The organism is Selenomonadales bacterium 4137-cl, assembly GCA_032334055.1.
GTDB classification, from domain to species: Bacteria; Bacillota; Negativicutes; order Sporomusales; family UBA7701; genus Anaeroselena; species Anaeroselena agilis.
On the sequence record JAUOZS010000001.1, the window covers coordinates 3,672,082 to 3,691,286 of the forward strand.

Here is a 19,205-nt window from a genome sequence, read left to right on the forward strand (position 1 = left end):
ATAAAGTTTATTCTGATAAATCGCGGAGTTTTGGCCCAGGACGGCGATTATCGCCGTCACGTATTGTATATTTATGCAAGTCGAGGTATTCGATAAGCGGCAGGGCAACCTTGCGGGAAGTGTTAAGAAGGTCGCGAAGTTGTGCCACTGTTAGGGTAGGGTTGTCAGCAAAGTGCTGTTGGATAAGCTTCGCAATGTATTGAATTGTTTTTCTGTATACAAGTATTTCGCCTACACGGACAAGTATGCCCTGCCGCACTAAAATATCCTGAGCAGCGCGTGCTTTGTCAGCCGGGAGAGACATTTTCTCAGCGATAACCTGCCAGTCTATTCCCGCCAGGCCGCTTCCGTCGAGCACCTGCTCGGCGCGGGCGGCGAGATCCTGACGCCAGTCGCTGTGGCGACTGGCGAAGTCCTTGAGGGCTACGTCGGCGCCGCTGATGGCAATGACGCCCTGAGCCTGCCAGTAGCTCAGAATTTCTTCATACGCCCGCTCCTTGAGGCCGAGCCTCTGGCGGAGGATTTCCTTTGCCAGTCCGGGCCGGTCGGGATGCTCCCGGTGGCAGTCGCTAAGAACGCCTGTCAGGCGTTCGCCCAAAGAGGCGAGGACGTTGGTGGCCAGGTAATGCTCGCCCAGTCGGATGATGGAGCCAGCAGCGATAAGCGCATCCAGGATGGCGCTGACGGTAGCGTCCTTTATATAGCCGCTGGCGCGCCTGATATCGTCACCCTGCACCGGCTGACCGAAGTCGGCGACGATGGCGTCCAGCACGGCAGATTCATCTCCTCCCGCAAGGGCTTCGGCCAAGGCCCGGCGAGCAGGCCGCAGTCGCCGACTGTTGGCGCTTGGGGCGACGAGGGTCGCGCCGCCGAGCAGATGTTGGGGCGAATAAAGCCGGATGATACCGCGGTCGCCAAGCCCGGCGGCGAGCGGTGATTCGAGGATCAGACGGGCAAAGCGCGGTTCGCAGTCCTTGAAGTAGTGAACGCGGGCAAGAAATTCGCCTGTGCCGAGATGGAGGCGGATGCGGGTGCCGGAAGCGACCTCGCCCCGCCAGTCGGCGACTATATCCCATTTGTCGCTGATCTGTCCGCGACAGGGGGCGCTGAGTACCATACCCCGCTCGACCGTTTCGCCATCCGCACCGCTAACGTTGATAGCCGCCCGTTGGCCGGCATAGACTTGCCCGCATTTGCTGCCATGCCATTCAAGCCCGCGGATTCTGACCAGGCTGCCGGACGGGTAGAGCCGCAGGCTGTCGCCGACGGCTGCGGTGCCGCTCAAGGCGGAGCCTGTAACGACGGTGCCATAGCCCCTTACAGAAAAGGCTCGGTCGACCCAAAGGCGGAAGGGGGCCTGGCTATCCCTGGCCGGCTGTAGGGCGGCCGCTGCTTGCAGAGCTTCGCGAAGCTCTGCCACGCCCTCGCCGGTAACGGCCGAGACCCGGAGGCGGGGAGCGGCGGCCAGGAAGGTGTCGGCGAGGACGGCGGCGATGTCTTCTTCGACCAGTGCCAGCCAGTCGGCATCGACTTTGTCGATTTTATTTATCACCACGACGCCGCTTTTGACGCCGTAAAGGCTGAGCATGGCAAGGTGCTCGCGGGTCTGGGGCATGACGCCTTCGTCGGCGGCGATGACGAGCATGACAAGGTCAATGCCGCCGGTGCCGGCGAGCATGTTTTTGAGAAACCGCTCGTGTCCCGGAACATCGACAACGCCTGCGGTTATGTCGGGGCTGAGGGACAGGGAGGCAAAACCAAGGTCAATGGATATGCCGCGCGCCTTTTCTTCTTTCAGGCGGTCGGTGTCCGTGCCGGTGAGGGCTTTTATCAGGGCGGTCTTGCCATGGTCTACGTGACCGGCCGTGCCGATTATTACATATTTCATAGCGCCGCCTCGGCGGCCAGCGCCTCAAGGGCGCCGCAGATCTCCGCCAGATCTTCAGGCGCAAGGCATCGCACGTCGAAGAGCAGGCAGTCGTCTTTGACGCGGACGATGATGGGCAGGGCACGCAGCCGCAGTTTTTCTTCGGCGGCATCGGCGCTCAGGCGCTCCGGGCGGACCCTAACGCCCCAGCCAGGAAGGTCGACCGCCGGCAAAGCGCCGCCGCCGGCGCGGGAGACGAGGGGGACGACCTCCGCCCGCCAGCCTGGCAGGTCGCCCAACAGGCCGGCGAGCGCGGCCGATTTGTCGGCCAGTTCCCTTTCGCCGGCCTGAAGCATAGACAGCACGGGGATATCGTGTTCGGGCTCGCCGAGCAGATAATCAAGCAGAGTTCCCTCGAAGGCAGCGAGGGTGAGCTTGTCGACACGGATGGCTCGCAGCAGGGGGTGGCGGCGGAGGGTATCGACAAGTTCCTTTTTGCCGGCGATGACGCCGGCCTGGGGGCCGCCGAAAAGCTTATCCCCGCTGAAGGTGACGATATCCATGCCGGCGGCCAGTCGCTCGGATACAGCCGGTTCGCGCCACCCATCGGCCTCAACCGGGCGAATGGTGCCGCTGCCAAGGTCTTCGATTAGCGGCAGCCCATGCTGCCGGGCGAGTGTGGCAAGGGCGCCGTCCTCGGGTTGGGCGGTGAACCCGACGATGCGGTAGTTGCTGGTATGTACCTTGAGAATGGCGGCGGTGCTGGGTCCAATCGCCCGCTCGTAATCGTGAAGGTGGGTTTTGTTGGTCGTGCCGACTTCGACCAGGGTGGCGCCGCTCTGAGCCATTACATCGGGCACACGGAACGAGCCGCCGATTTCCACGAGTTGACCGCGACTGACGATGACCTCGCGCCCGCGGGCCAGCGCAGAGAGTACGAGCATGACGCCGGCGGCGTTGTTGTTGACGACGATAACATCCTCCGCGCCCGTCAGAGCGGCAATCCGGGCGGCTACGTGGCTGTAGCGGCTGCCGCGCTCACCGCCGGCAAGGTCGTATTCGAGAGTGCTGTAGCCGGCCATGACGTCGGCGACCCGCTCCCTGGCCCGCCTGCTGAGAGGAGCGCGTCCGAGGTTGGTATGGAGGACAACGCCGGTGGCGTTAATTACCCGCCGCAGGCTCGGTTGACCGGCGTGGGCGAGAAGACGGCGGGCGATGCCGAGGATGGCCGCGGGGGTGGTATCGACTTCTTTGCCGGCAAGCGCTTCGCCGCGCACGATTTCGGCGGCCTGTCGCAGACTGCCTACTAGCAGCTCGCGGGGCACAGCGGCAAGTTCCGGAAAGGCGGCGGCGGCGGCAAGGAGCCGGTCGATCGCCGGTATACGGCGCATTATGGCGGACGGAGTTTGCATAGACCCTCCTTGGTTGCGGAGTTACCTAATTATATATTATTATTCCAAATTGCCCGGTCTTTTCCTGTCGGGGAATAAATCGCGACGTAAAAAGACATACTTTTGGTATCATCATTGAGCAAGGAGCCAATATGCTCAACCGCATTTTCAATGTTCCGTCGCCGGATTGTGAGCGTAGATTCAGTATCAGCAGTCCCCTCGCCCGCCAGGATCTGGCCGCATCCGTACGCGCGGCGTTGGTAGAGGCGGGTGCCTCGGGACGGCCGGTCGTCATATTATGCATCGGCACAGACCGATCCACCGGCGATGCTCTTGGCCCTCTCACCGGCAGCAGGCTGCGGACCCTCTACACCTATCCTCATATCTTCGGGACTCTGGATGACCCGGTTCACGCCACTAACCTGGCGGATTCCCTGCAAAGCATATCAAAGGTGTTTAGCAATCCTTATATCGTGGCAGTCGATGCCTGCCTGGGCCGACTGGAGAGCGTAGGTTGCGTTACTGTCGGTCGCGGCCCGCTCCGTCCTGGCGCGGCCGTTAACAAGGACCTGCCGCCGGTCGGCGATATTTGCATTACCGGCATCGTCAACGTTGGCGGGTTCATGGAACATCTTGTGCTGCAGAGCACTCGCCTGAACTTGGTCATGAAGATGGCCGACGCTATCGCCTTCGGACTGGCGACCGGGTTGTACGACTACGAAAAGGGCATCAGCAGCTGCTGATGCCCTTTTCGTAGTCGTAGCTACAAGCGGTCGATTTCGTCGAGGATATCCTCGGCCGTTTTGCCGGCGGCGCTGATTACCGGCACTTCGGTGAGAGTGTCCTGGATGTTCATTAGGTTGATGTCTGCGCCACTGACAACGATGGCGTCAACGCTGTCGAGATCGGTGTTGTCGAGGGCTACCACTTCGTAACCTTCGGTTTCCAACAAGTCGATGACACCTGATAAATTCTGCTCTACGGCGATGATTCCCTGGATCATCTCGCTCCACCTCCGCTGATAGTATCTCTGTTTCGTTTTTCTTTATCCGCGCTGTCAGCCCAGTTTATTCTCCAGTTGCATAGCGACTTCTTCGGGAGTGAGTCCGGCGGCGTTGACAAGCGCGGTGTTTTCCGCGACACCCCTTCGCTCCGAAGCTGCAAGGGGTACCCCTCGATAAATAACCGCTTCCACCGGCCTAACCCATTCGTCAGGGTCCACTACCTGATAGCCCTGGTTGCTCAGATGCTCCTTCACCGGGTCGAGGCCATGCTCTACCGACACGAGCCGCGCCATAAATAACACCCCCGCAATTATTTTTTGCGGGGGTGACGTTTTCATGCCTGTCAAGTTTTTGCTGGGTTCGGTTTTGGCTCTCGCGCCTGGTTGCTCGCTTCGGCCGGTTTGTCGCTGCCGTTGCGCATTTCGCAGGCGCCTTTGAAGATCGCGCCTTCACCGATGATGAGAACGCCGACCTTGATGTCGCCGTACAACTTGGCGCTCGCCGTCAGCTCAAGCTTGTCGGTCACGTCGACGTTGCCATGGACAGTTCCGGCGATGGTGGCGCTGCGTCCTTTGATCTGGGCGCGGAGGATGCCGGTTTCACCGACGATGATGTCGCCTTTAGCGGTGATCTCGCCTTCCGCCTGTCCGTCGACCCGGATGGTTCCGCCAGCGGAGATGTTGCCTTTGACATGGGTAGCGGGACCGATAATGGTTTCGATTTGATCGGTGAATGCGGGGGCTCGCTTGCTGCTACCAAACATCAGCTTTCTCTCCTCAGCTTACAAAAAGTTTGCCGGGTTGACCACGGTACCGTTCATGCGCACTTCATAATGAAGATGGGGGCCTGTGCTGTTGCCCGTGCTGCCCATGTAGGCTATGGTCTCACCCTTTTTGACCCGATCGCCTACAGAGACGAGGTTTTCGGAATTGTGGGCGTAAGCGGTGACGATGCCGTTGTGATGGTCAATCTGTATCATTTTTCCGTAGCCGCTGTACCAGCCGCTGTATATGACAGTACCGTCGGCGGTGGCTTCAATCGGCGTTCCGTAGTCATTTGCGATATCAATGCCGGGGTGCCAGTCGCTGCCCCAGCCCCACGGCGAGCCCCGCCAACCGAAGCGGGATGTCACGTCGCCGTATGTAGGCCAGATGGAGGGGGTGGCGGCGATGCGCTCGTTGCGGGCGATTAGGGCTTCCTTGAGAGCTGCGAGGCTCTGTTCACGCGCTTTTGCGCTTGTCTGGAGATCTTTGACGAGATCCGACAGCTCGCCAACTTTGGGTTTTACTATCGGGCCGCCTTGTCCACCCTGCGGGGAGGGCCGAGCGGTACCGGAACGGGAAGCGGGCAATTCGTCGCTGTTTACCAGCCGGCGAATTTCGACGTCCAGCTTGTTGAGGCGGCCGATGTCTTCCTGAAGTACGGCGGTAGCTTTGGCAAGCTGCTCGATCTGTTGGTGCTGCGCCGTGTTGACTTCCCGCAGGCGCTCAAGCTCCGCTTTCTCGGAGTTGGCCACACTCACCGTGTGGCGATAGTGGACGAAGGTGCCGATTGAAAACACCATCAGGAGACTCAGGGCCGCGGCGGCAATTTTGAGGGCTTTGATCGGTAGGCGTAAACTGAAGGCGCTCTTACCGTGGTGGGGTATGAACATTAATGTATACTCGCGCCGGTCGGGAGGCGTTTTTTTCGGGGGAAGACTTTTGCTTAGAACGGTTTTGACGTGCTTTGTTCCGCCATCGCCCTGTTTCCAAACAGGCAAACCATTTCACCGTCCTTTCGACAAAAAGTCCAAAACCCGATAGGGTGTAATATTATTCTCGTTTGGGACTGGATTATCCTGCTACCGTTTAGAAAATTTTTCCCGGGCTTCCGCAATAGCTCTTTTTTCTTCTTCTGTGAGGAAATAGGCTGACTGTCCCGCTGTCACCGGTTTGGCATAAACCCGCGATTCACTGCGGCTATAAATGCTTGAAAAAACAACGCCGTCGTCATTGGTATCGAGGAGAGCCACTGCGAAACTGAGGTCGCTGCCGGTGTCCTCGAAAGCGTTGAAGCGGACGACGCCCAACTTCTGAACGCAGTATTTAAGGCGTCCATCCAGCCTGCGGGTTTCCTGCTCAAGGGCGGCGACTTTGGCTGTCGCGTCTTTTACGGTGTCGATATGCTGAAGAAGAATGCTCTCAAGGTTGGTGCCGTCCACACCTTGCATCATTTTCCGGTAGCGCCGGTTGAGCTTGCCAAGCTTTATGTTGATGTTGATAAAAACAATAAGAGCGATGAATATAAGAACGGTGAGAGTAATGATTACATATTGGAGATTTTCTGTCAACCAAACGGTGAAGCGGGCCATGTAGTCCATGCGTGTGTGCGGGTCCCCTTTCCTTCGGCCGGTAAGCGCCGGCAGCCATTCTTTTTTATCAGTCCATATCAGTTGGCGCCGGCGAAGTCAGCGACCGCGGCAAGGGCGGCGGCAATATCGGCGGCGGCGGTGAAGCACCCGGGGCTAAAACGGACGGTGCCTGTTACCAATGAACCGATGGTTTGATGCGCCCAGGGGGCGCAGTGCAGTCCTCCCCGGCAAGCGATACCGAACTCGCGGTCAAGGCGGTGCGCGATCTCGCCACTGTCCTGGTCCCCGACCGTGAAGGACACGACGGCAGTACGGGGCTCGCCGGCCGGCGGACCGTAGACGGCGATCCCGGGGATTTGCGTCAAGCCGGCGAGAAGGTCGGCGGTAAGCTGATATTCGGCGATGCGGATGTTTTCCAGTCCTCGCTTGTTGATATACCGTACGCCGGCTAACAAGCCGGCGATTCCCGGCGTGTTCGGCGTACCGCTTTCCAACCGGTCGGGGTAGAAGAGCGGCTGGCGGTCGGACTCCGACAGGCTGCCTGTGCCTCCGTGACGGAACGGTTCGACCATAATGCCTTCTCGTACGTAAAGCCCGCCAGTCCCTTGCGGGCCGAGGAGGCTTTTATGCCCGCTAAAGGCCATGGCGTCGATACCCATGGCAGCGACGTCGATCGGTTCGACGCCGGCGGTCTGGGCGGCATCGACGATCAGCAGCGCGCCGGCGTCGTGGGCCAGGCGGCCGATGTCGGCCAGTGGCATTATCGTGCCGGTGACGTTGGAGGCATGAGTAGCGACAACGGCCTTGGCCCCGCCTTTCAAGGCCGACCGTAGATTGTCCAGGGGCAGGGCGCCGGTATGGTCGCAGGGTACGATGTCCAGGATGAGGCCGCGGTTTTCGAGTGCTCTGAGCGGTCGGGCAACCGCGTTGTGTTCCATGGAGGTGGTGACGACTCTATCCCCCGGGGCCAGCAGACCGAACAGGGCGGTGTTGACGGCGTCGGTGGCGTTGGCGGTGAAGGTGATGGTGCTGGAGTTCGTTGCCGCGAACAGGGCGGACAACTCTTCGCGGGCGGCGAACATTATTTTGTCAGCTTCGCGGCTGAGCCCGTGCCCACCCCTGCCAGGACTGGCGGCGCGGCGCAGGCAGGCGGCGACGGCCCTGGGTACGGCGGCCGGTTTGGGCCAGCTTGTGGCGGCATTATCGAGATAGATCACGCGGTCACCCCCGTCACTCGTCAAGAATGAGGCGGGCGGAAGGGAAGGGGGCCAGCGCCCGGGGCAGGATACCGTGGACATAGGCTATGAGCACGCCGTAATTGACAATCGGTACGCCGCTTTCACGGGCCACCGACAGCCGGTGCAGCATCTCCCGCCGGTTGAGCATGCAGGCGCCGCAATGGACAATGAGGTTAAAAGAATTCAGGTTGCGCGGGAAGTCGCCGCCGGAAACCCATTCGAAGGAAAGCTCGCCGCCGGCTGTTTGACGCAGCCAGCGGGGAATCTTAACCCGGCCGATGTCGTCGGCCTGGCGGTGGTGGGTGCAGCCTTCGGCGATAAGAACCTTGTCGCCCGGCTTGAGCTTATCAATAGCCTTGGCCCCGGCAACCAATGTCTCGAGATCGCCTTTGTAACGGGCGAAGAGGATGGAGAAGGAGGTAAGCCAAACATCGTCGGGAGTATCGGCAGCCGCTTTGAGAAATTCCTGTGAGTCGGTGACGACAATCCGCGGCTTGCCGCGCAGGTTTGCAAGCGCTTCGCGCAGCTCGCGCTCCTTGACGACGACGCTGTAGGCATCGTGGTCGAGGATATCGCGGATGGTCTGCACCTGGGGGAGGATGAGCCGGCCCTTGGGAGCGGCCAGGTCGATAGGAACGACGAGGACGGCGGTATCGCCGGGGTTCAGGAGATCGCCGATGACCGGCGGACCTTCCCAGTTGTCGGGTGCGTTTTTTATGATGGCCCGCTTAAGCTCTTCAATGCCCTGACCGGTTTTGGCGCTGACGGGCAGAACTGGTTCGCCGATTTCAGCGCTCCAGCCCGCGGCGGTGACCTGGCCGGGAGTCACGAGGTCGCTTTTGGCTGCGACGGCGACGATGGGGATGCTGCGTTTCCTGATGTCGGCGGCGAGTTCATGCTCGTAGGCGGTAATGCCTGTTTCCGGTTCGATGACGAGAACGGCAAGATCGGTTTTGTTGAGCACCTGGCGGGTGCGTTCTACGCGGAGCGCACCGAGGTCGCCCACGTCGTCGATGCCGGCGGTGTCGATGATAACCACCGGCCCGAGAGGGAGGATTTCCATCGCTTTATATACGGGATCCGTGGTCGTGCCGGGCACGTCGGAAACCAGGGCGATATCCTGATTTGTGAGGGCATTGATGAGGCTGGATTTACCGGCGTTGCGACGGCCGAATATGGCGATGTGGAGGCGCGCCCCCCGCGGAGTGTCTTGCATGGTATCTTCTCCTTATTATAGCTGGTTACCGCCAGCTTATCCCAAACCTACCTGCCGGGCTTGCGCCCGGCAATCCCCGGGCGGGTGAGAGCGCCCGGTTCGAAGACGGCATCCATGGCCTCATCGTCCAGAATTTCCTGCTCCCTGACGATGTCGCTGACCGGCCGGCCGGTGACGAAAGCCTCGCGGGCCACGCCGGTGGCCCGATCATAGCCGATATGGGGTACAAGGGCAGTGACCGCGGCCAGACTGGTGTCGAACAGGTCCCGGCAGTGTTCGGCGCGGGCGGTTATCCCCTTTATGCACAGATCACCGAACATGACCGCAGTGTTGGTCAGAAGTTCCATTGCTCCCAGCAGGTGGTGAGCGACAAGGGGGAGGAAGGCGTTCAGCTCGAGTTGGCCCGACTGCGCGGCCAGGGTTATGGCCAAGTCGGCGGCGATCACGTGAAAGGCTGCCTGGTTGACGGCCTCGGCGATTACCGGGTTGACCTTGCCCGGCATTATGGAAGAGCCGGCCTGCCGCTCGGGGAGCACGATTTCACCCAGCCCGGCGCGAGGCCCCGAGGACAATAGGCGGAGATCGTGGGCAATTTTGCCGAGATTGACGGCCATGGTTTTGACCAGGCCGGAAACTTCGACAAAAACGTCCGCATTCTGGGTGACGTCGACCATGTTTTCGGCCCTGGCCAGCCCGATACGGGCATACTGACGGACCCGCTCGTTTATGGCGTGGATATATCTCGGTGGCGCGTTGAGACCGGTGCCTACAGCTGTGCCACCAAGATTGGTCTGGCGGAGGCGTTCTTCCACCTTGTAAAGGCGCCAGCGGTCGCGAGCGATCGCCTGCGCCCAGGCGCCGAATTCCTGGCCGAGCATTATCGGCAGCGCGTCCTGTAGTTGCGTGCGGCCCACCTTGATGACGCCGGCGAACTCAGCCTCTTTGGCCTGCAAATCCGCCTGGAGGGCGGCGCACGCCTCGCTAAGCGGCTGGAGCAGCCAGACGGCGGCGATCCTGAGAGCGGTGGGGTAAACATCGTTTGTGGATTGGTGGAGGTTCACGTGGTCGAGAGGGTGAACCGGGCCAGTCTTGCCCCCGGTAAGGAGTTCGTTCGCGCGACTGGCGAGAACCTCATTGACGTTCATGTTGGTGGAGGTGCCGGCCCCGCCCTGGAAGGCATCGACGACAAACTGATCGGCCAATCCGCCGGCGACGACTTCGTCGGCCGCCCGGACAATAGCGCGGGCGACGTCGCCATCCAGAAAACCCTGCTCGCCGTTTACCTCGGCGGCGGCCTTCTTGATGAGGGCGAGAGCGGCGATCAGCCGGGGATGGACCCGGAAACCCGAAAGAGGGAAGTTCTCAACCGCCCGCAAGGTGTGGACGCCATAATACGCCTCGTCCGGCAGTTCGCGCTCTCCAAGCAAGTCCTTGTCGCGACGCAATCGGCTCACCTCCGTCGTGCGCAATGTTTCACGTGAAACAGTTATACCACCAGCGGACCGCGCGTCTTGGTCGCGGTGGCTGCCTCCGGCACGATTAATGCCTCGATAATGCGTTCAAGGTCATCAGGCGAGTAAAATTCGATTTCAATTTTACTGCGCATTTTCCCCGGTTTGATCTTGACCTGGGTGCCGAGGGCCATCTTTAGGCGTTCTTCGGCTTCGGCCAGGAATATCTCCCGGTTCTCCTGTTTTTTTGGTTTTGGCGGCCGTGGCGAGTTGAGCAGACGGCGGACCAGTTCCTCGGCGTCGCGTGCCGACAGCTCACCCTCGATGATGCTGTCAGCGGCTTCCTCCTGCAGTTCGGCGTTTTCCAGGGCGAGCAGCGGTCGGACCTGCCCCGTCGTCAATGTTCCACGTGAAACATATTCCTGGACAGCCGGAGCGAGATTAAGGAGACGAACGGTGTTGGCGATCAGCGGACGACTGCGGCCGATTTTACGGGCCACTTCCTCCTGGGTAAGGGCGAATTCCTCCATCAACCGTTTAAAGGCGAGCGCTTCTTCGATCGGGTTGAGGTTTTCCCGTTGAAGGTTCTCAATCAGGGCGATTTCGGTCATCTCTCCATCGCTGTATTCCCTGACGACAGCGGGGATTACCTGCAGGCCTACCATCTGGGCAGCCCGCCAGCGGCGTTCACCGGCGACCAGCTCATAGCCGGTCGGCGTCTTGCGGACGAGAATGGGTTGGATAACGCCGTGCTGCTTTATGGACTGAGCAAGCTCGGTCAGCGCGCCCTCGTCGAAAACCCGCCGCGGCTGAAACCTGTTGGGGACGATGGCCTTTACCGCAATTTCGTCGCGCGGCTCGTCCTCGCCGGGAGCAAAAAAGGCGCCCAAGCCGCGCCCTAAGCCTCGTTTAGTCATCGCCAATCACCTCTTTCGCCAGGTCGAAGTACACTTCCGCCCCTTTGGACTTGGGGTCGTATTTGATAACCGGCTGGCCGTGACTCGGCGCCTCGCTCAGTCGAACGTTGCGGGGAATAATGGTCTGATAAACCTTGTGGCGCAGATGGCTCTTCACCTCGTCGACGACTTGGATGGAAAGATTGGTGCGGGCGTCGAACATCGTCAATACGACCCCTTCGAGGGTTAGGCCCGGGTTGAGATTCTTCTGGACAAGGGAGATGGTGTTCATCAGTTGGGTCAGTCCTTCAAGGGCGTAGAACTCGCACTGGATGGGAATGATTACTGAGTTAGCGGCCGTAAGCGCATTAATGGTCAGTAGGCCGAGCGACGGCGGGCAGTCGATGATTACATAGTCGAATTCGTATTTTGCTTTATCGATCGCTTTCTTGAGACGAGTCTCTCTCGATAGCACCGAGACGAGTTCGATCTCGGCGCCAGCCAACTGGATGGTTGCCGGAAGAAGGAACAAGCCGGAAACTTGCGTAGGCTGGAGAACAGATTCCACGGGGATGTCGTTGACGAGGGCGTCGTAGGCGCACCGCTTGATGGCGGCTTTGTTGAACCCCAGACCGCTGGTGGAATTGCCCTGGGGATCGCTGTCGACAAGCAGCACTTTCTTGCCAAGCTCAGCCAGACAGGCGCTCAGGTTGACGGCGGTCGTCGTTTTGCCCACGCCGCCTTTTTGGTTGGCTATGGCAATTACTTTTACCACGATCTTCACCTCAAAAGTTTATGAAAGTCAGGTTTATCTCATTCAACAATTTAATGGTAATTTCCTGCCGCTTCCCGGGGAGAATATTTTCGCCGCCGCCAAAATACGACAGGGAATTTAACATAAAGCGGAAGTATTGACAGAACTTTGGGGGTAGGCTATGATTAGCAATAATGTTATATTCAGCTCTTATCGCGAGCGGCTGAGGGACTGGCCCGATGAAGCCCGGCAACCGGCCTTGTGCAGTGGTGCCAAATCCAGCGGGGATTCCCCCGGCAGATGAGAGGACCGACTATTGGACCTCCTTTCTGCGGAAAGGAGGTTCTTCGATTAGGGGAGGTTGCATGCAGTCGTACAATCCGCCGCTGACGAGAGTCGATAAGGAGGAAACCCGTCGCTACGCCGGGCTTAGCGGCGTAGCCGCTTTCCCGGAACAACTCCTCGAAACCGCGTGCGGCGATGCTCTGCTTCTTGCCCGGCCGCGTTCGGTATGGAACATCTACCCGTACGCTTCGGCGACAGGCATTATCGCTGCACCAACGCCGCTGCACCTATCGGGCGACAAGATCCGCCGCCATCTGGACGGTGCAAAGGAGGCTGCGGTGCTGGCGGTCACCATTGGCCCGGCTTTGGAAGAGGAGGTGTCGCGCCTGTTCGCCGCCGGGGAATACACCGCCGGGCTGCTGCTCGACGCGGCCGGTACGGCGGCGGTGGAACAGGCGGCCGACGCCGCAAATCACTATATCGCCGATCAGGCCGCCCGGCGGGGCTTGAAGGCGCGGAACCGCTTCAGCCCCGGCTATGGCGACTGGGCGATTACCGACCAGCCAGCTGTGGCGGCGCTGGCGGACGGGAACCACGTCGCCCTAGCGGTAACACCCAGTTGCATGCTGGTGCCGCGTAAATCGGTGACTGCGTTGATCGGGCTCGCCCCGGCAACCGTTCGAGAAGATAATCTGTGCGACAGCCGCGGTTGCGCGAGCTGCCCGCAAGCAAACTGTATTGCCAGAAGGGAGTTGTCGTAATGATTTTCGTCTTTGACGGCGCAATGGGCACGATGCTACAGCAGGAAGGTCTGGCCCCCGGATACTGCCCGGAGCTTTGGAACGTGGAAAACCCGGCGGCTGTAACTGCCATCCATAGTCGGTACGTGGAAAGCGGCGCCGACATTATCGAGGCGAACACTTTCGGCGCCAATCGGATCAAGCTCACTCACTACGGTCTGGCCGACCGGGTGACGGAATTGAACAAGGCCGCCGTAAAGGCGGCCCGCGCAGCTTGCGGTTCACAAACAAAAGTGGCCGGCTCGGTAGGCCCTACAGGCAAATTCATCGCCCCGCTCGGCGAGCTGTCCTTCGACGCCGCCTATGACGTGTATTTCGAACAGATCGCCGCCCTCAATGCCGCCGGCGTGGATATGATCATCATTGAGACAATCATCGATATCCAGGAGATGCGCGCGGCTCTGTTGGCCGCTAAAGCGGCAACCGCCAAGCCGGTCGTCTGCCAGTTGTCGTTCGGCGCCGACGGCCGCACCCTGACCGGCACCGACCCTAGAACGGCGGCAGTAGTTCTCGAAGCTATGGGGGCGGACATCGTAGGCGCAAACTGTTCGCTCGGCCCGGCCCAGCTTTTGCCGGTAGTGGCCGAACTGGCGGCGGCCTGCGGCCTGCCGGTCAGCGTACAGCCCAACGCCGGCATGCCCGAGTTGGTAAACGGGCAGACGGTCTTCCCGATGGGGCCTGCCGAAATGGGCGCATGGACCGCGAAACTGGTTGCCGCCGGCGCCACATACCTGGGCGGGTGCTGCGGCACCACTCCCGAGCACATCAAAGCGATCAGGACCGCTCTTGCTGCCGGTATACAACCCGCTGCGCGGGCCGCGGACGTACGCACCGCCCTGACCAGCCGCAGTCAAACCGTATATCTGGGCGCCGGCCTGCCGACGGTAATTATCGGCGAACGCATCAACCCGACCGGCCGCAAGGCTCTGGCGGCCGAGATCCGCGAAGGCAGCTTCGCCGCCGTCAAGCGGGAGGCTCTGGAGCAAGTCAACGCCGGCGCAAAGGTGCTGGACGTAAACATGGGCGTGCCGGGCATTGACCAGGCGGCTGCGATGGCCGCGGCGGTGACTGAGCTGTCGGTGCTGGTGGACGTGCCGCTGGCGATCGATACTACCGACGCCGCCGCTCTCGAAGCCGGGCTGAAAGCTTTCCCCGGGCGGGCGCTGATAAACTCGGTGTCGGCCGAGCCGGACCGTCTCGAACAATTCCTGCCGCTGGCGAAGAAATACGGCGCCGCCGTGCTGTGCCTGCCGATCGCCCCCGGCGGCGTGCCGGCCACAGCCGACGAACGGGTCAAAATCGCCGGCGACATCGTCAGGGCGGCACTGGCTGCCGGATTACGTCCCCAGGATCTGTTGCTCGATCCGCTGGTGCTGACAGTAGCCGCCGACGCCCGCGCCGCACAGGAAACGCTGGCAACGCTGCGCGCCTACCGCCGCCATTTCGGCTTTCCCGCGGTCATGGGCCTGAGCAACGTGTCATATGGCCTGCCACGCCGCGACCTCATGAACGCGACCTTTTGCGCCATGGCGCTCGACGCCGGCCTGGACGCCCCCATCCTCAACCCGTACGACCCGGCGATGCGCAATATGTTGAGCGCCGCCGCCGCTATTCTCGGCCATGATCCGCAAGGGCAGCTCTACAGCACCGCTAACGCCGGAATCACCGGCACGGCCGCGGCCGCTCCGGCACCCCCGGCTGACGTCCTTGCGGCCGTAAAACAGGCAGTGACCAGCGGCCAGAAGGAAGCTGTCGCCGCGCTGGTTCGCCAGGCGCTGACCGAAGGCCACAGCCCACTGGCCGTGACCGACCGGAGCCTGACCGCGGCCATGAACGAGGTGGGTGAGGCGTTCGGCAAGGGACGCTGTTTCCTGCCGCAGGTCATGCTGGCGGCGGAAACAATGCGGGCCGCGTTCCTGACGTTGAAGGAAGAGCTCCCGTCCCACCGCGCCGACAGTCTCGGCACAGTGGTATTGGCCACGGTCAGAGGCGACATCCACGACCTTGGTAAGAACATCGTCGCCGCTCTGATGGAAAACAACGGCATCAGGGTTGTAGATCTCGGTAAGGATGTTCCGGCCGAAGTGATCGTGGCCGCAGCCGAAAAAGAAAAGGCGGACATTGTCGGCCTATGCGCCCTGATGACGACGACGATGCCTCAGATTGACACGGCCATAGCCGCCTTAAAGGCGGCCGGCAACCCGGCCCGGACGATTGTCGGCGGTGCTGTACTGACGGCGGACTACGCCGCCCAGGCCGGCGCGGACGCGTATGCGGGGAATGGGGTGGAAGCGGTCAACATCGCCAAGAGGCTCCTCGGAAAATAGTGTCGATAGAACGAAAACGCCTGCCTTCCGGCAGGCGTTTATCATTTTCTCCGCTTCGGGATTTTAAGATTGATATTTATAAATTCCTCATCCATAGTTTGGTTGACTTTGACTTTGAGTCCGGATTTTTTCATTTCGGCCACGACCGTGTTGATGGTGTTGAGGAAGATGCGGACATCACGGATGATCTTTACCACGTTCTGGCGGGGCGCCTTCTTCGCCATTTCCCGGGAAATATCGTCAAGAATTCCCTCGACAAGGTCCTCCGCCTCGCGGACATTCATAGCGTTCTGGCAAATGACAGCCAATGCGGCCCGCTGCTTGTCGGGATCTTCCAGCTTCAGGAGGGCTCGGGCGTGGCGTTCGGTCAGGCTGGCGGCGACAAGGTCCTGGCGCACCTCGGCGGTAAGGCGGAGCAGCCTGAGCTTGTTGGCGATAGTCGACTGATTCTTGCCCACCCTGCGGGCAAGCTCCTCCTGGGTTAGCCCAAAATTGGCAAGAAGCTGTTGGAAGCCCTCGGCCTCCTCGAGAAAGTGGAGGTCCTCGCGCTGGAGGTTCTCGATCATGGCCAGCTCGGCCATTTCCTTGTCACCCAGCTCGCGTACTATCGCCGGGACGGCGGCGAGACCGGCGAGTTTGGCGGCGCGCAGGCGGCGTTCGCCGGCGATAAGCTCGTAGCCGTCGCCGTTCCTGCGAACCAACAGGGGCTGGATTATGCCGTGCTCACGGATGGAGTCGGCCAGGTCATGCAGGCTGTCGTCGTCGAACGTTTTCCTGGGTTGGAACGGGTTGGGAGCGACTGCATCAACATTTAGGAGTTGGATTTCTGTATCATCGACAGCTTGCTCCACAACAGTTATTTCCGGGGCGGATCCGCTGTTGAGGCCGAGAAACTTGGCCAAATTTTTCACGTTGCTCTCACCGCCTTGACATACTTTATTTACATACATTATATGGTAAATATTCGGCGCCTAATGGTGATTTTCCTCTCAATCACAACGGCTTTTTTTCCGGCAGGCCGGGGCGGCGGGGGTACGCACCCGGGGTTGCGGAAATCTTTTGGATGTATACGACCGCGCGGGAATCATCAAGTCCGGGGAGGCGGACCGTCCTTACATCGGCTATACGGCCGCCAAGCGCGGTGATGGCCACGCCGGCTTCGTCGAGCTCGTCGCGGTACTGGGCGCCCTTCAGAGCGACAAAGTGGCCGCCCATGGACACGAACGGCAGGCAGAGTTCGGCGAGAACGTTAAGTCGGGCGACCGCCCGCGATGTAGCCACCATATAGCGCTCGCGGTGGGTTTTCTGCCGTCCCGCTTCCTCGGCCCGGCCGTGGACGATCTCTACGCCGGCAAGACCGAGTCGCTCGACAATCTCGCGGAGAAAATTGAGCCGCTTATTGAGCGAATCGAGAAGAGTAATCCGGATGCCGGGCCGATATATTTTGAGCGGCAGACCGGGAAAACCGGCGCCCGTCCCCACATCGATTACGGCGGCGTCATCGGGAAATACCTGTTCGTCGTAACAGGAAAGAGAGTCGATAACATGTTTGACCGCCACCTCATGCGGCGCGGTGATTGCGGTGAGGTTGACTTTTTCGTTCCAGGCGACGAGCAAATCATTGTAGACGGTAAAAGCTTCGAGCTGCGCGTTAGTAAGCTCTATGCCGCTTTCTTTCGCGGCTGCGGCGAGACTGGCGGCGAACGTCACTGTCCATCCCTCCTGCGGCGGTGCTGCTCGAGGTAAACAAGCAAAATTGATACGTCGGCGGGCGAGACACCCGAAATACGGGCCGCCTGGCCAACGGACAGAGGTCTGATCTTGGCTAACTTCTGCCGGGCCTCGAGCGACAGGCCGCCGATTGCCTCGTAGTCGATCTCGGCGGGCAGCAGCTTGGCTTCGATCTTGGCGGCCTTTTCCACCTGTTCAGCCTGTTTTCTGATATAGCCGTCGTATTTAACGGCTATTTCCACCTGCTCGCGGACGGCGGCGGGAAGATCGGGCAGTCCGAACTGCTGCTGAAGTAGGGTGTAATCCAGTTCGGTGCGTCGGAGAAGGTCGTAGAGAGTGCTGCCTGAGCGAAGTTCCGCCGAGCCCATGGCCCGCAGCCTTTCCTGGGTCTCGGGGGAGGGGGTAACGGTAGCCGCGGCGAGCATGGACAGCATTGCGGCGATAGCGTCACGTTTGGCGGTAAAGCGCCGGTAGCGCTCGTCGCACACGAGGCCGAGCTGGCGCCCTTTCTCGGTCAGACGCAAGTCGGCGTTGTCCTGGCGGAGGATAAGACGGTATTCGGCCCGCGACGTCATGATGCGATACGGCTCGTCGGTGCCTTTGGTCACAAGATCGTCGATCAGTACGCCGATATATGCGTCGCCACGCCCAAGAATGAAAGGGGGGAGGCTCTTAACAAGCAGAGCGGCGTTTATTCCGGCCATCAAACCCTGGGCGGCGGCTTCTTCGTACCCTGATGTCCCGTTCGACTGGCCGGCGGAAAAGAGGCCGCCGATCTTTTTGAATTCCAGCGTCGGCTTTAGCTGGGTAGGATCGAAACAGTCATATTCGATGGCATAGCCCGGACGCATGATTTCGACGTTTTCCAAGCCAGGGATGGTGCGCAAAAAGGCGTACTGCACCTCGACCGGCAGACTGGTCGACATGCCCTGCACATACATTTCATTGGTGTGGAGACCTTCCGGCTCAATAAAAAGCTGGTGGGCCTCCTTCTCCTCGAAACGGACGATCTTTACCTCGATGGAGGGGCAGTAACGGGGGCCGGTGCCCTCGATTTTACCGGTATACAGCGGCGCGCGGTGGAGGTTGTCGCGGATCACCTGATGAGTGCGGGCGTTGGTGTAAGTAAGCCAGCAGGGCAGCTGCTCGCGGGTCGCTATATCGCTCATAAAGGAGAAATTGTGGGCCCGCTCGTCGCCCGGCTGGATTATCATCTTGGAAAAATCGAGACTGCGACGGTCAACCCTGGCCGGGGTGCCGGTCTTGAAACGCATGATGGACACGCCGTGGGCGGCGAGGGAGGAAGAGAGCTTTATTGCCGCCCGTTGGCCGTTAGGTCCGCCGGGAAAGGCGACATCGCCGATGATAATCCTGCCGCTGAGATACGTGCCGGTTGCGATAATGACGCACCGACAGGCGAATATTTCGCCGGTCTCCATCATTACACCGGTGACGGCGCCGTTTTCGACCAGCAGCTCTTCCGCCAACAATTGCTTAACATCCAGGTTAGCCTGATTTTCGAGTGTTTCTTTCATGTACCGCTGATATAATTTCTTGTCGGCCTGAGCCCGGAGGGCATGGACGGCGGGCCCTTTGCCGGTGTTGAGCATCCGCATCTGGATGGCGGTACGGTCGGTGTTGATACCCATTTCGCCGCCGAGTGCGTCAATCTCGCGCACAAGGTGCCCTTTGGCCGGCCCGCCTACGGCCGGATTGCACGGCATCATGGCGATATTGTCCATGTCGAGGGTAACAAGCAACGTGCGCACACCGAGGCGGGCGGCGGCCAGCGCAGCCTCACAGCCGGCGTGGCCGGCGCCGATAACAATGACGTCATATCTTCCGGCTGAAAACATCGAATCACTCCATCTATAGCGTAGGACAGCCTGCTG

Annotated in this window: 18 protein-coding genes and 1 riboswitch; of the genes, 3 read left to right on the forward strand and 15 right to left on the reverse strand. The window is 60.5% G+C overall.

Annotated elements, in window-relative coordinates:
- Window positions 1–7: 7 nt before the first annotated feature.
- Complete coding sequence (gene selB, locus Q4T40_19060; protein ID MDT8903335.1) at window positions 8–1,888, reverse strand: selenocysteine-specific translation elongation factor; 1,881 nt, start codon at window positions 1,886–1,888, stop codon at window positions 8–10.
- Window positions 1,885–3,279, reverse strand: a complete 1,395-nt coding sequence (gene selA, locus Q4T40_19065; GenBank protein MDT8903336.1) for an L-seryl-tRNA(Sec) selenium transferase — start codon at window positions 3,277–3,279, stop codon at window positions 1,885–1,887. The genes selB and selA overlap by 4 nt, the downstream gene beginning before the upstream one ends.
- 131 nt (window positions 3,280–3,410) lie before the next feature.
- On the opposite strand from selA, the gene yyaC reads away from it, so the two are divergent.
- On the forward strand, window positions 3,411–4,001 hold the full coding sequence (gene yyaC / locus Q4T40_19070; protein MDT8903337.1) for a spore protease YyaC: 591 nt from the start codon (window positions 3,411–3,413) through the stop codon (window positions 3,999–4,001).
- Between the two features lie 20 nt (window positions 4,002–4,021).
- On the opposite strand, the gene Q4T40_19075 is transcribed toward yyaC, so the two are convergent.
- The 10 genes from Q4T40_19075 to Q4T40_19120 form a co-directional block, all read right to left on the reverse strand.
- Complete coding sequence (locus Q4T40_19075) at window positions 4,022–4,261, reverse strand: YkuS family protein (protein ID MDT8903338.1); 240 nt, start codon at window positions 4,259–4,261, stop codon at window positions 4,022–4,024.
- A gap of 54 nt (window positions 4,262–4,315) precedes the next feature.
- Window positions 4,316–4,555: a YkuS family protein gene (locus Q4T40_19080; GenBank protein ID MDT8903339.1), complete on the reverse strand. Its 240-nt coding sequence runs from the start codon at window positions 4,553–4,555 to the stop codon at window positions 4,316–4,318.
- 50 nt (window positions 4,556–4,605) lie between these two features.
- Window positions 4,606–5,025, reverse strand: coding sequence for a polymer-forming cytoskeletal protein (locus tag Q4T40_19085; protein MDT8903340.1), 420 nt, complete (start codon window positions 5,023–5,025; stop codon window positions 4,606–4,608).
- 18 nt (window positions 5,026–5,043) lie between these two features.
- Window positions 5,044–5,916, reverse strand: coding sequence for a M23 family metallopeptidase (locus tag Q4T40_19090; protein MDT8903341.1), 873 nt, complete (start codon window positions 5,914–5,916; stop codon window positions 5,044–5,046).
- Between the two features lie 189 nt (window positions 5,917–6,105).
- Window positions 6,106–6,624: a DUF4446 family protein gene (locus Q4T40_19095; GenBank protein ID MDT8903342.1), complete on the reverse strand. Its 519-nt coding sequence runs from the start codon at window positions 6,622–6,624 to the stop codon at window positions 6,106–6,108.
- 68 nt (window positions 6,625–6,692) lie between these two features.
- Complete coding sequence (locus tag Q4T40_19100; protein MDT8903343.1) at window positions 6,693–7,832, reverse strand: aminotransferase class V-fold PLP-dependent enzyme; 1,140 nt, start codon at window positions 7,830–7,832, stop codon at window positions 6,693–6,695.
- 13 nt (window positions 7,833–7,845) lie between these two features.
- Window positions 7,846–9,069, reverse strand: coding sequence for a [FeFe] hydrogenase H-cluster maturation GTPase HydF (hydF, locus tag Q4T40_19105; protein MDT8903344.1), 1,224 nt, complete (start codon window positions 9,067–9,069; stop codon window positions 7,846–7,848).
- A 47-nt stretch (window positions 9,070–9,116) separates the two neighbouring features.
- Window positions 9,117–10,514 (reverse strand): aspartate ammonia-lyase, encoded by a 1,398-nt coding sequence (locus Q4T40_19110; GenBank protein MDT8903345.1) that lies wholly within the window; start codon window positions 10,512–10,514, stop codon window positions 9,117–9,119.
- A gap of 41 nt (window positions 10,515–10,555) precedes the next feature.
- Window positions 10,556–11,437: a ParB/RepB/Spo0J family partition protein gene (locus tag Q4T40_19115; protein ID MDT8903346.1), complete on the reverse strand. Its 882-nt coding sequence runs from the start codon at window positions 11,435–11,437 to the stop codon at window positions 10,556–10,558.
- On the reverse strand, window positions 11,430–12,191 hold the full coding sequence (locus Q4T40_19120; GenBank protein MDT8903347.1) for an AAA family ATPase: 762 nt from the start codon (window positions 12,189–12,191) through the stop codon (window positions 11,430–11,432). Before Q4T40_19120 ends, Q4T40_19115 begins: the two co-directional genes overlap by 8 nt.
- Before the next feature lie 186 nt (window positions 12,192–12,377).
- Window positions 12,378–12,477: riboswitch (SAM riboswitch) on the forward strand.
- Between the two features lie 58 nt (window positions 12,478–12,535).
- Here Q4T40_19120 and Q4T40_19125 point away from each other — a divergent pair.
- Together Q4T40_19125 and Q4T40_19130 are read left to right on the forward strand one after the other, a co-directional pair.
- The gene (locus Q4T40_19125; protein ID MDT8903348.1) at window positions 12,536–13,216 is read left to right on the forward strand and encodes a methionine synthase; all 681 of its coding nucleotides are present in this window, start codon (window positions 12,536–12,538) and stop codon (window positions 13,214–13,216) included.
- Window positions 13,216–15,582 carry a homocysteine S-methyltransferase family protein gene (locus Q4T40_19130; protein MDT8903349.1) on the forward strand — a complete coding sequence of 789 codons (2,367 nt, stop codon included), beginning with the start codon at window positions 13,216–13,218 and terminating at the stop codon, window positions 15,580–15,582. Before Q4T40_19125 ends, Q4T40_19130 begins: the two co-directional genes overlap by 1 nt.
- Before the next feature lie 41 nt (window positions 15,583–15,623).
- Here the strand turns inward: Q4T40_19130 and noc are convergent, their stop codons facing one another.
- The 3 genes from noc to mnmG all read right to left on the reverse strand — a co-directional run bounded on the left by noc (window position 15,624) and on the right by mnmG (window position 19,169).
- The gene (gene noc, locus Q4T40_19135) at window positions 15,624–16,493 is read right to left on the reverse strand and encodes a nucleoid occlusion protein (protein MDT8903350.1); all 870 of its coding nucleotides are present in this window, start codon (window positions 16,491–16,493) and stop codon (window positions 15,624–15,626) included.
- Between the two features lie 82 nt (window positions 16,494–16,575).
- The gene (gene rsmG, locus Q4T40_19140) at window positions 16,576–17,292 is read right to left on the reverse strand and encodes a 16S rRNA (guanine(527)-N(7))-methyltransferase RsmG (protein ID MDT8903351.1); all 717 of its coding nucleotides are present in this window, start codon (window positions 17,290–17,292) and stop codon (window positions 16,576–16,578) included.
- Entirely contained in the window at window positions 17,289–19,169 is a 1,881-nt protein-coding gene (gene mnmG, locus Q4T40_19145) for a tRNA uridine-5-carboxymethylaminomethyl(34) synthesis enzyme MnmG (GenBank protein ID MDT8903352.1), read from the reverse strand. The genes rsmG and mnmG overlap by 4 nt, the downstream gene beginning before the upstream one ends.
- Window positions 19,170–19,205 lie beyond the last annotated feature (36 nt).